The sequence below is a fragment of the Azotobacter armeniacus genome (genome assembly GCF_054779355.1).
Genome location: NZ_BAAGYK010000043.1, coordinates 1 through 12,052, shown reverse-complemented (window position 1 = coordinate 12,052; position 12,052 = coordinate 1). Strand labels below are relative to the sequence as shown.

General features: G+C 63.7%; 7 protein-coding genes and 3 pseudogenes. 6 read left to right on the top strand and 4 right to left on the bottom strand.

Annotation, left to right across the window (positions count from 1 at the left end):
- On the bottom strand, positions 1-104 hold a 104-nt coding region (locus tag ACYVD0_RS09765; RefSeq protein WP_460426647.1), incomplete at its 3' end, for a helix-turn-helix domain-containing protein.
- Positions 105-273: 169 nt separating this feature from the next.
- Between ACYVD0_RS09765 and ACYVD0_RS09760 the strand changes: the two are divergent.
- Positions 274-1,073 (top strand): annotated as a pseudogene (locus tag ACYVD0_RS09760) (carbohydrate porin).
- 377 nt (positions 1,074-1,450) lie between these two features.
- Here the strand turns inward: ACYVD0_RS09760 and typA are convergent.
- Both typA and thiI read right to left on the bottom strand, forming a co-directional pair.
- Positions 1,451-3,271 carry a GTP-binding protein TypA/BipA gene (gene typA, locus ACYVD0_RS09755; RefSeq protein WP_460426646.1) on the bottom strand — a complete coding sequence of 607 codons (1,821 nt, stop codon included), beginning with the start codon at positions 3,269-3,271 and terminating at the stop codon, positions 1,451-1,453.
- Between the two features lie 143 nt (positions 3,272-3,414).
- Positions 3,415-4,869 carry a tRNA sulfurtransferase gene (thiI, locus tag ACYVD0_RS09750; protein ID WP_460426645.1) on the bottom strand — a complete coding sequence of 485 codons (1,455 nt, stop codon included), beginning with the start codon at positions 4,867-4,869 and terminating at the stop codon, positions 3,415-3,417.
- Between the two features lie 320 nt (positions 4,870-5,189).
- Here thiI and glnA point away from each other — a divergent pair, with 320 nt between their 5' ends.
- From glnA to ntrC, 5 genes and pseudogenes are all read left to right on the top strand, one after another.
- Positions 5,190-6,593, top strand: coding sequence for a glutamine synthetase family protein (gene glnA, locus ACYVD0_RS09745; protein WP_460426644.1), 1,404 nt, complete (start codon positions 5,190-5,192; stop codon positions 6,591-6,593).
- A 343-nt stretch (positions 6,594-6,936) separates the two neighbouring features.
- Complete coding sequence (locus ACYVD0_RS09740) at positions 6,937-7,449, top strand: DUF4124 domain-containing protein (protein WP_460426643.1); 513 nt, start codon at positions 6,937-6,939, stop codon at positions 7,447-7,449.
- Between the two features lie 9 nt (positions 7,450-7,458).
- A pseudogene (locus tag ACYVD0_RS09735) lies at positions 7,459-7,913 on the top strand (DUF4124 domain-containing protein).
- Between the two features lie 181 nt (positions 7,914-8,094).
- On the top strand, positions 8,095-9,180 hold the full coding sequence (glnL, locus tag ACYVD0_RS09730) for a two-component system sensor histidine kinase NtrB (protein WP_460426642.1): 1,086 nt from the start codon (positions 8,095-8,097) through the stop codon (positions 9,178-9,180).
- Positions 9,177-10,613, top strand: a complete 1,437-nt coding sequence (gene ntrC / locus ACYVD0_RS09725; protein ID WP_460426641.1) for a nitrogen regulation protein NR(I) — start codon at positions 9,177-9,179, stop codon at positions 10,611-10,613. The genes glnL and ntrC overlap by 4 nt, the downstream gene beginning before the upstream one ends.
- Before the next feature lie 66 nt (positions 10,614-10,679).
- Here ntrC and ACYVD0_RS09720 read toward each other — a convergent pair.
- Positions 10,680-11,517 (bottom strand): annotated as a pseudogene (locus ACYVD0_RS09720) (transposase).
- Positions 11,518-12,052: the final 535 nt, after the last annotated feature.

Sequence of the window (12,052 nt, the reverse complement as noted above, 5' to 3'; positions counted from 1 at the left end):
AGGATGCGATTGTAGACGGAACGCACGCAACCGAACGTCCTGGCAAGCAGTTCTGCTTGTTCTGGAGTCGGGTAGAAGCGGTACTTGTAGGCGCGTTTCGTCATATATCACAAAATAACCAAATTAATGTAAAGATAGCAACCACTTGAGAAGGAGGCAGCGAGAACAGGGGCGCCCTGCGGGCGCCGCGCTATCCCTCCCCGCACTAGAAGTACGGGGTTTCTCGCGCAAATCGGATGAAGAACAGCAAAAATCCGTGCTTCCCGCCCAACCATGGCCCTTGGCGGACGAAAAACGAGCCTGACGGTCTGTGTCTGCCTCGCCCTCCCCCTTCAGGTCCAGGCCCTGGATTTCAGCGGCCATATGCGCAGCGGGGCCGGCGGCTCGACCGAGGGCGGTACCCAGTCCTGCTTCCAGCTGCCCGGCGCGCCGTCGAAATACCGACTCGGCAACAAATGCGAGCAGTACTTCAAGCAGGCCCTGCAACAGGATGTGCTCAAACTCGACGATCGGCATCTTCGGCATGGCACAGCTGTACAACCACTACGGCCACGAGCCGAAGTTCAGCGACAACTACGGTTTCAGCCGTCTGAGCCTGTGGTATGCCGAGTGAAAGGACATGCCGGCCCTCAACGGCGGCTCCTTCTGGCTCGGGCGGCGCTGGGGCCTGTTAGCACTACTCCACGCGACCGCGACGGAGCCTGTTTTTGCGCGGGGTTAGGCGCGAGGAAAGAAGTTTGGTCATTCCAAATGAACGACGAGCAACGACACGTCGCCGTGCGGCCGGTCTACGCCTTCAGCAAGCAATTCAAGCTGATCGCCGAACTGGGCCGCGACCAGATCAAGGCGCCGGCGGCACCCGCAAGCTGACCAAGTTCACCATTGCACCGACTTGGTCGCCGGCCGGGCCGGGCTTCTGGACGCGCCCGGCGGTCCGCCTCCACTACAGCTACGCCACCAGGAACGAGGCGGCTCAGCGTGCAGCCGCTCCTGAGTCCACACTCTCCGACACCAGCACCTTCGGCTTCGACCGCAACGGCGCCAATTTCGATATGCAGTTCGAGTATTGGTAGAAAAAGGACGAGCACGGCGCGGCGACGGATGCCCTTGCCCCCTCTCGAGGCCCGCCACGAGAAAATCCGGCAGCCTCGACTCGTCATGATTCGCACAAATTCACAACCACGGGAGCGAGTTAAACATGACCATGGTCGTGGCTTATCGGGCTTGGCGGGCTGACTTAGGATCGAGCCGAGGCCGCCGGCCGGTGGCCGCGGATGAACCATGCATACAAGTAGGGCCCCGGCCCCCGCCGTCGCGCCTGTCGAAAACCTGCACACGGCTTGACCCCGTGTGCACGAATAGGCGCCGGAGGCGGATAACCCACCCAAAAAGCAAAAAGCCCCACCGGCAGCGCCGGCGGGGCTTTATCGCTGGAGCGGATCGCCCCCGATCAGATCTTGCTGCTGCGCTCGTAACGCTTGCGGTCGTTCTCGTTCAGCACTTTCTTGCGCAGGCGGATCGACTTCGGCGTCACTTCCACCAGTTCGTCGTCGTCGATGAACTCCAGTGCCTGCTCCAGGGTGAACTTGATCGGCGGAACCAGCTGGATGGTCTCGTCCTTGCCGGAGGCGCGCATGTTGTCGAGCTTCTTGCCCTTGGTAGGGTTGATCACCAGGTCGTTATCGCGGCTGTGGATGCCGGCCAGCTGGCCTTCGTAGATCTCCTGGCCTGGCTCGAGGAACAGCTTGCCGCGGTCCTGCAGGGTTTCCAGCGAGTAGGTCAGCGCCTTGCCGGTGGCCATGGAGACCAGCACGCCGTTCTGGCGGTGGGCGACTTCGCCCTGCTTGAGCGGGCCATAGTGACTGAAGGTGCTGGTAAGGATGCCGCTGCCCGAGGTCATGGTCAGGAAGGCGTTGCGGAAGCCAATCAGGCCACGCGCCGGCACGGTGTATTCCAGGCGGATACGACCCTTGCCGTCCGGCACCATGTTCGACAGTTCGCCCTTGCGCAGGCCCATCTGCTCCATCACCGGCCCCTGGTGGGTCTCCTCGATGTCGATGGTGACGTTCTCGTACGGCTCCTGCTTCTCGCCGTCGACTTCCTTGATGATCACTTCCGGACGGGAGATGGCCAGCTCGAAACCTTCGCGACGCATGGTTTCGATCAGTACCGACAGGTGCAGCTCGCCGCGGCCGGAGACCTTGAACTTGTCGGCGCTGTCGCCTTCCTGAACGCGCAGGGCGACGTTGTGCAGCAGTTCCTTCTCCAGACGCTCCTTGATGTTGCGGCTGGTGACGAACTTGCCTTCCTTGCCGCAGAACGGCGAGTCGTTGACCTGGAAGGTCATGCTCACGGTCGGCTCGTCGACGGACAGCGGCGGCAGGGCTTCGACGGCGGTCGGGTCGCACAGGGTGTCGGAGATGAACAGCTGCTCGAAACCGCTGATGCAGACGATGTCGCCGGCCTGGGCTTCCGGCACTTCGACGCGCTGCAGACCGTGGTGGCCCATGATCTTGAGGATACGGCCGTTGCGCTTGTTGCCGGCGGCGTCGATGGACACCACCGGGGTGTTGGACTTGATCTTGCCGCGGGCGATGCGGCCAATGCCGATCACGCCGAGGAAGCTGTTGTAGTCCAACTGGGAGATCTGCATCTGGAACGGGCCGTCGACGTCCACCTTGGGCGCCGGCACATGGTCGAGGATGGCCTGGAACAGCGCATCCATGTTGTCGTCCATCGCCTCGTGGTCGAGACCGGCGATGCCGTTGAGGGCGCTGGCATAGACGATCGGGAAGTCGAGCTGCTCCTCGGTGGCGCCGAGGTTGTCGAACAGATCAAAGATCTGGTCGATCACCCAGTCCGGACGCGCGCCGGGACGGTCGATCTTGTTGACCACGACAATCGGACGCAGGCCGGCCTTGAACGCTTTCTGGGTCACGAAGCGGGTCTGCGGCATGGGGCCGTCCTGGGCGTCGACCACCAGCAGCACGGAATCGACCATCGACATCACGCGCTCCACCTCGCCGCCAAAGTCGGCGTGGCCGGGGGTGTCGACGATGTTGATGTGGTGGCCGTTCCACTCGATGGCGGTGTTCTTGGCCAGAATGGTGATGCCGCGCTCTTTTTCCTGGTCGTTGGAGTCCATCACCCGCTCGCTTTCCGCCTCTTTGCGGTCGAGGGTGCCGGAGAGCTTCAGCAGCTTGTCCACCAGGGTGGTCTTGCCATGGTCGACGTGGGCGATGATGGCGATGTTGCGGAGATTTTCGATCACAGGTTCTATCTCTATGAAAGCTTCAAGCTGAAGGCTGGAAGCTGGAAGCAGGAAAGTTGGCTGGGGTGTCCAGCCGCGACGTCCCAGGCTGTTATCGGTCGGGAGGGCGGTGGCGGATACTGCCACCCAGCAGCCCTGGCTGTTTAAGCCGGACGATAAACGCGCACATTGGCATGCCCCTCACTCAGCAGATGATGAGCATGCAGGCGACTCATGACACCCTTGTCGCAATAAAGGAGATACTGGCGGTTGGCGGCCAGCTCCTTGAAGCGGCTGTTCAGCGCGTAGAAGGGCAGCGCCTGCACCTCGATGCCGGGCAAATCCAGCGGCTCGTCCTCGGCCATATCCGGATGGCGGATGTCGAGGACGATCTGCCCGGACAGGGCCTCGCGGACCTCCTCCACGCGGACCTCCTCGCCGAGCTCGTCGATCACCCGGTCGATCGGCACCAGGCGGGCGCGCTCCAGGGCACGCTCGAGGATCGCCATATCGAACTGGCGCTCCTCGTACTCGATACGCTCGCGCTTGGCACGGGTGGTCGGGTTCACCGAGATCACCCCGCAGTATTCGGGCATGTGCCGGGCGAAGTCGGCGGTGCCAATGCGTGTTGCGGTGTCGATGATGTCCTGCTTGTGGCTGACGATCAGCGGGCGCAGCACCAGCATGTCAGTGGCCGCGTCGATCACCGAGAGGTTCGGCAGAGTCTGGCTGGACACTTGGGAGATCGCCTCGCCAGTGACCAGCGCGTCGATCTTCAGGCGCCCGGCGATGCGCGTGGCGGCGCGCAGCATCATGCGCTTCAACACCACGCCCATCTGGCTGTTGTCGACCTTGCCGAGGATCTCGCCGACCACCTCCTCGAAGGGCACGCTGACGAACAGCACGCGCTGCGAGCTGCCGTACTTCTGCCAGAGATAGTGGGCGACTTCCATCACCCCCAGCTCGTGGGCGCGGCCGCCGAGGTTGAAGAAGCAGAAATGGCTGAGCAGGCCGCGGCGCATCATCTGGAACGCCGCCACGGTGGAGTCGAAGCCGCCGGACATCAGCACCAGGGTCTGCTCCAGGGCGCCCAGCGGATAGCCGCCGATGCTGTCGTGCTGGCGATGGACGACGAACAGGCGCTGATCACGGATCTCCATGCGCACCTCCACTTCCGGCGCGGTCAGCGAGACGCCCGTGGCGCCGCACTGCTGGCGCAGGCAGCCGCCGACATAGCGCTCCACCTCCATCGAGGTGAAAGGGTGCTTGCCGGCGCGCTTGCAGCGCACGGCGAAGATCCGCCCGGGCAGCTGCGCGGCGTAGTGGCGCTTGCACTTCTCCAGGATGTCGTCGAAGTCGCCCAGGGGGTACTCGTGCACCTCGAGGAAGTGGGCGATGCCGGGCGTGCATGCCAGCCGCTCGACCATCTCGCGCAGGGTCCGCTGGTCCTCGACCGCGGTCTCCACCTCGAGGTTGTCCCATACGCCGCTCACCGCCAGATCCGGATCGAGGTCGCGCAGCACGGTGCGGATGTTCTTCGCTAGCTGGCGAATGAAACGCTTGCGCACCGGCGGGCTCTTGATGGTGATTTCCGGGAAAACCTTGACGATGAGTTTCATGGAAGCAGCACGGGCCGGTCAGGCAAAAAGGGGGCGCGATTATAGCGGATTCTGCTCAAGACTTGATCAACTATCGAAAGACTGGCGCATGCGCACCAAAACGAAGCAAAACTCCTGATCGAGGCACATAAAAAGAGCGAAACTTTCCGCCAGAATAGCCGGCACCGCCGCGGCAGTTCTGGCGAAGAGCCTTTCCGCCCACGAGGCATTGGCATTAAACTTGCTCCCTTGTGGCGCGACTTGCCTTGGCGGATGATCGCCGCCCGCTTTTACTCGAATTCCCGAGGACCTTTTCTGGTCCTCTCCACCAGGAGGACAACATGTCGAAGTCGCTTCAACTGATCAAAGAACATGACGTGAAGTGGATTGATCTGCGCTTCACCGATACCAAAGGCAAGCAGCAGCACGTAACCATGCCGGCGCGTGACGTGGACGACGACTTCTTCGAATACGGCAAGATGTTCGACGGCTCCTCCATCGCCGGCTGGAAAGGCATCGAAGCCTCCGACATGATCCTGATGCCGGACGACGGCACCGCCGTGCTGGATCCGTTCACCGAAGAGCCGACCCTGATCATCGTCTGCGACATCATCGAGCCTTCCACCATGCAGGGCTATGACCGCGACCCGCGCGCCATTGCCCGTCGTGCCGAGGAATACCTGAAGTCCACCGGTATCGGCGACAGCGCCTTCTTCGGTCCGGAGCCCGAGTTCTTCATCTTCGACGAAGTGAAGTTCAAGTCCGACATTTCCGGTTCCATGTTCAGGATCTTCTCCGAGCAGGCTGCCTGGAACACCGATGCCACCATCGAAAGCGGCAACAAGGGCCACCGTCCGGGCGTCAAGGGCGGTTACTTCCCGGTTCCGCCGGTCGACCACGACCACGAAATCCGCACCGCCATGTGCAACGCCCTGGAAGAGATGGGCCTGAAGGTCGAAGTGCACCACCACGAAGTGGCTACCGCCGGCCAGAACGAGATCGGCGTCAGCTTCAACACCCTGGTGGCCAAGGCCGACGAAGTGCAGACCCTGAAATACTGCGTGCATAATGTCGCCGATGCCTACGGCAAGACCGTGACTTTCATGCCGAAGCCCCTGTACGGCGACAATGGCTCGGGCATGCACGTGCACATGTCCATCGCCAAGGAAGGGAAGAACACCTTCGCCGGCGAAGGCTATGCCGGCCTGTCCGAGACCGCCCTGTACTTCATCGGCGGCATCATCAAGCACGGCAAGGCGCTGAACGGCTTCACCAACCCGTCGACCAACTCCTACAAGCGTCTGGTCCCGGGCTTCGAAGCGCCGGTAATGCTGGCCTACTCCGCCCGCAACCGCTCCGCCTCCATCCGCATCCCCTACGTCAACAGCCCGAAGGCCCGCCGCATCGAGGCGCGCTTCCCGGATCCGGCAGCCAACCCCTACCTGGCTTTCGCCGCCCTGCTGATGGCCGGCCTGGACGGCATCCAGAACAAGATCCACCCCGGCGATGCCGCCGACAAGAACCTGTATGACCTGCCGCCGGAAGAGGCCAAGGAAATCCCGCAGGTCTGCGGCAGCCTGAAGGAAGCCCTGGAAGAGCTGGACAAGGGCCGTGCCTTCCTGACCAAGGGCGGCGTCTTCAGCGACGACTTCATCGATGCCTACATCGAGCTGAAGAGCGAAGAGGAAATCAAGGTGCGCACCTTCGTGCACCCGCTGGAATACGACCTGTACTACAGCGTCTAAGAGCCAGTTTCAGGATCTGGCGAGCTAAGGCCAGGCAAGGCGAAATCGGATGAGAAAGCGCAGTTTACGCGTGGTAAATGAGCATGACTCGCTCCGCTCGCCCCTTCGGGGCCGCACTGAAGTGCGTTAGCCGCAAGCGGCTTCCAAACCCGATTTCAACGCAGCATAGCCGACGCGCAGCAGATCATGAGCAGGCTCTAAGCCAGCCGGCAAGATAGAAAGGCCTCCCTCGGGAGGCCTTTCTTTTTTTGGGTGATCGCCGTAACGCTCCGGCATGCCCGGACTTGCCAGCCCGCCGTCGCGATGCAAGGCTTCATCCAACGACTTTCGCGGGAGCCCTCCCATGCGCAGCGCATTGCCCGGCCTGCTTCTGCTGCTGGCCCTTCCGGCCGGCGCGGAGATCTATAAATACCTCGACGCCAACGGCAATCCGGTCTTCAGCAGCCAGCCGCCCGAAGGCGTGGCCGCAGAAAAGGTCGAACTGCCGGCGCCCAGCATCGTCGCACCGCCGCCCCCCAGCCAGCCGGAAGCGGCCAAGCGCAAGGAGCAGCCTGGAGAGATCCGCTATACCCGCCTCGAGCTGACCGGCATCCCGGACGGCGAGTCCCTGCGCGCCAACAATGGAAGCTTCAGCGTCGACGTGGCCATCGAACCCAAGCTGCGCCCCGGCCACAGCCTGCGCTTGCTGCTGGACGGCCAGCCCTACGGCCAGCCCAGCCAAACGACCCGCCTGGAACTGGTCAACATCGACCGCGGCGAACACAGCCTCGCAGTGGAGGTGCTCGCGGACGACCGCTCCCTTCAGCAGAGCGCTCCGCTCCAGTTCACCGTCCAGCGCACCCACCGACGCAGATAGACGGCACCCATGCGCATCCTGCCCCTCTGCCTGGCCCTGCTCGCCTTCCCGGCGGCGGCCGAGATCTATAGCTACGTCGATGCACAGGGCAACCGGGTCTTCACCGACCAGCCGCAGGGCGGCGCGCTGACGGTAACGGCCGCCAGCGCGCCCGGCCTGTACCCCGGCCATCGCTACCGGCTGCGGCTCGATGGCGCAGCGGCCGGGCCGGACGGACTGCAAGCGGTCTTCGCCCTGAACGGACTGGAGCGCGGCAGCCATCGGCTGGTCGTGGAAATCCTCGATGCCGACGGCCGCACTCTGGAGCACAGCCCCGAGCAGGCCGTGCACCTGAAGCCCCCGTCGTGATCCAAAAGCGCTTGGCCAGGCCCTGCCAGATCGCCGATTACGGCGTGCGCCCGGAATGCCTGCTGAAGGACACGCCGGTGCAGAAGTGGGATATCCCCTACGTGCCTTTCCTATGATTTCCGCCCCGTTTTAGGGCGCCTCCCAATATGCTCTCCTATACTGTCCCCATATTGGGTCACCTCTTTATCCATGGACGCGCCAAAAGCCGGCACAGAGCACGCTTTCGCGCCCTTTCCGAACATTCGGTTCATTTCTTGCATTTGCCGATCCAATACCGGAGCCTTGGTAGACCAGCCAATGCCTAACAATGAAAACCTGCACCGACTGCTGCTGGACAACCTGACCACCGCCACCATCCTGCTCGACGGCGAGCTGCGCCTGGAGTACATGAACCCCGCGGCGGAAATGCTGCTGGCAGTCAGCGGCCAGCGCAGTCACGGACAATTCATCAGCGAACTCTTCACCGAGTCCCCCGAAGCCCTGATCTCCCTGCGCCAGGCCGTGGCGGAGGCACACCCGTTCACCAAGCGCGAAGCCCTACTGACCTCGCTGACCGGCAGGACCCAGACGGTGGACTACGCAGTGACGCCGGTCATCAGCCACGGTCAGACGCTGCTGCTGCTGGAGGTCTATCCACGCGACCGACTGCTGCGGATCACCAAGGAGGAGGCCCAGCTGTCCAAGCAGGAAACCACCAAGCTGCTGGTGCGCGGCCTCGCCCACGAGATCAAGAACCCGCTCGGCGGCATCCGCGGCGCGGCACAGCTGCTCGCCCGCGAACTGCCGGACGAGACACTGAAGGACTACACCAACGTCATCATCGAAGAGGCCGACCGCCTGCGCAATCTGGTGGACCGCATGCTCGGCTCGAACAAGCTGCCGTCCCTGGCGATGACCAACATCCATGAGGTGCTGGAACGGGTCTGCAGCCTGGTGATGGCGGAAAGCGAGGGACGCATCGTGCTGGTGCGCGACTATGACCCGAGCATCCCGGAAGTGCTGATCGACCGTGAGCAGATGATCCAGGCGGTGCTCAACATCGTACGCAACGCCATGCAGGCCCTCACCGGCCAGAACGATCTGCGCCTCGGTCGCATCTACCTGCGCACCCGCACCCGGCGCCAGTTCACCATCGGCCACGTTCGCCATCGCCTGGTGTGCAGGGTGGAAATCATCGACAACGGCCCCGGCATTCCTGCCGAGCTACAGGAAACCATGTTCTATCCCATGGTCAGTGGTCGCCCGGACGGTACCGGGCTGGGCCTGGCCATCACCCAGAACATCATCAGCCAGCACCAGGGCCTGATCGAGTGCGAAAGCCACCCCGGCCACACCCGCTTCTCGATCTACCTGCCGCTGGATCTAGGAGCCTCACCCTTATGAGCCGAAGCGAAACCGTGTGGATCGTCGACGACGACCGCTCCATCCGTTGGGTCCTGGAAAAGGCCCTGCAGCAGGAAGGCATGACCACCCAGAGCTTCGACAGCGCGGATGGCGTGCTCAACCGCCTGTCCCGCCAGCAGCCGGACGTGATCATCTCCGACATCCGCATGCCCGGCGCCAGCGGGCTCGACCTCCTGGCGCAGATCCGCAAGCACTACCCGCGCCTGCCGATGATCATCATGACCGCGCACTCCGATCTGGACAGCGCGGTGGCCTCCTACCAGGGCGGCGCCTTCGAGTACCTGCCCAAGCCGTTCGACGTCGACGAGGCGGTGTCGCTGATCAAGCGCGCCAACCTGCACGCCCAGGAGCAGCAAGGGCTGGAAGCGCCGGCCATCCAGGCCAGCACCCCGGAAATCATCGGCGAGGCGCCGGCGATGCAGGAGGTATTCCGCGCCATCGGCCGCCTCTCCCACTCCAATATCACCGTACTGATCAACGGCGAGTCCGGCACTGGCAAGGAGCTGGTCGCCCACGCCCTGCACCGCCACAGTCCGCGCGCCAAGGCGCCGTTCATCGCGCTGAACATGGCGGCGATTCCCAAGGAGCTGATGGAGTCCGAGCTGTTCGGCCACGAGAAGGGCGCTTTCACCGGCGCCGCCAGCCTGCGCCGCGGGCGCTTCGAGCAGGCCGACGGCGGCACCCTGTTCCTCGACGAGATCGGCGACATGCCGGCCGATACCCAGACCCGCCTGCTGCGCGTGCTGGCCGACGGCGAGTTCTACCGGGTCGGCGGCCACACGCCGGTCAAGGTCGACGTGCGGATCATCGCCGCCACCCACCAGAACCTGGAACACCTGGTGCAGGCCGGCAAGTTCCGCGAGGACCTGTTCCACCGCCTGAACGTCATCCGCATCCACATCCCGCGCCTCTCCGACCGCCGCGCCGACATTCCCGCGCTGAGCCGGCACTTCCTCAACCGCGCGGCCCTGGAGCTGACGGTCGAGCCCAAGACGCTCAAGCCGGAAACCGAGGAATACCTGAGCAACCTGCCCTGGCCCGGCAACGTGCGCCAGCTGGAGAACACCTGCCGCTGGATCACCGTAATGGCCTCCGGCCGCGAGGTGCACGTCGACGACCTGCCGCCGGAGCTGCTCAGCCATAGCCAAGAGAACTCGCCGGCCAACAACTGGGAACAAGCCCTGCGCCAGTGGACCGACCTGGCGCTTGCCCGCGGCCAGTCGAACCTGCTGGACATCGCCGTGCCGGCCTTCGAACGGGTAATGATCGAGAGCGTGCTCAAGCACACCGCCGGGCGCCGCCGCGATGCCGCCCTGCTGCTCGGCTGGGGGCGCAACACCCTGACGCGCAAGATCAAGGAGCTCGGCATGAACGTCGGCAGCGGCGACGAGGAAGACGGCGACGAGGCCTGACCCCTCTCCCGCTCCGATCCGGCCCGCCCCGTGCGGGCCTTTTCATTTGAGTAACCGTCTTCCAAGTCAAGCAGCGTGAAGCGATCTGTCCTCAGGCGGGCTGGCTCTGACCATGGCATTGAGCATGCTCAGCAGCTTGCACATGCAGGCGACCAGCGCCACCTTGGGTAGCTTGCCGGGCAGCCAGCAGTCGTTCGTCGAAGGCCCTGATGGCCGGTTGTGCCTTGGCGGCGGTCAGCGTGGCCATGTACAACATACGCCGGATTTCGAAGCGCCCGCCCTGTACGCACCTGCGGCCCTTGGTGTTTCCGGAGTCGTTGGCCATCGGGGCGACTCCGACCAAGGCGGCGATCTCACGGCGGTTGAGCCTGCCCCGCTCGGGTAACTCAGCGATCAAGGTGGCACTGACCACAGGGCCGATACCACTGGCCGACTTCAGCAGCCTGTCGAGCTTGCCCGTAGTGCTCGCGGACGTGGCCGACCCTCTGGAGCTCGATGTCGTCGAGTTGCGCCTTGATGGCCGCGATGATGGCCTCAAGGCTCGGGTGCAGCCCTGGCGGGGTGATCTGCAGGCACTGGCGTTCAGCATGCAACAGGGTCAGCAACTGCTGGCGCCGGGTCACCCGCGCGACAAGCCACTGTTGCCGGGCGTCGGCCAGCGGACGAGGAAGCGCTCCAGGCCCCCGCGCCGGACCAGCACCGCTGCCAACTCGGCCAGCAGGCGCGCGTCAATGGCGTCGGTATTGGCCAGACGGCCCATGGATTTGGCGAAGTCGCGTGCCTGGCGTGGGTTGACCACCGCCACGGGAAAGCCGGCAGCGGCCTCCATCTCCACCAGCGCCACACCCAGCGGCAGCAAGGCCGCCGCCAGCGCCGAGTGCGCCTTGGCGACGTCGATGCCCATCACAACTAAGGAAGAAACAGATAGGATCTTCAGGGTCCAGCGTGGCGCGGTCGGCCATCGGACAAGGTGATCGACACAGCACGTAGGTCAGCCATGGCAGGCTCCTGAATTCTGGATGCCGCCCCAGTATGGTCCTCTCACTTCAGTTCATAAGCTCATACAAATCTCTGGTTCAGACCACTAGGGCCTGTTAACACTACTCCACGCGGCCGCGACGGAGCCTGTTTTTGCGCGGGGTTAGGCGCGAGGAGAGAAGTTTGGTCATTCCAAATGAACGACGAGCAACGACACATCGCGCAAAAACAGGCCCGTCCCTGCGGGTTGCGCGGCAAATGGCGCCATGCGTCGTTGCGGGACTTGGCAAGGGAATGCCATTCCCTGCGTCCCGCGCCTCGCCTAGCGCCATTTGGCGCGGCAACGCGGCTTGCGGAGAGTAGTGTTAACAGGCCCTAGCACTACAGTTGCATTTTGGAAGTGAGATGAGCCCGCCTGGCCCCGGCCTGATGAGCCCTTCGCCAACATGACCAGGCAATGA

What these genes read in the sequence shown, in the direction of transcription:
- thiI (WP_460426645.1), bottom strand. Translation starts at nt 4,869, where the DNA reads ATGAAACTCATCGTCAAGGTTTTCCCGGAAATCACCATCAAGAGCCCG.
- glnA (WP_460426644.1), top strand. Translation starts at nt 5,190, where the DNA reads ATGTCGAAGTCGCTTCAACTGATCAAAGAACATGACGTGAAGTGGATT.
- ACYVD0_RS09740 (WP_460426643.1), top strand. Translation starts at nt 6,937, where the DNA reads ATGCGCAGCGCATTGCCCGGCCTGCTTCTGCTGCTGGCCCTTCCGGCC.
- glnL (WP_460426642.1), top strand. Translation starts at nt 8,095, where the DNA reads ATGCCTAACAATGAAAACCTGCACCGACTGCTGCTGGACAACCTGACC.
- ntrC (WP_460426641.1), top strand. Translation starts at nt 9,177, where the DNA reads ATGAGCCGAAGCGAAACCGTGTGGATCGTCGACGACGACCGCTCCATC.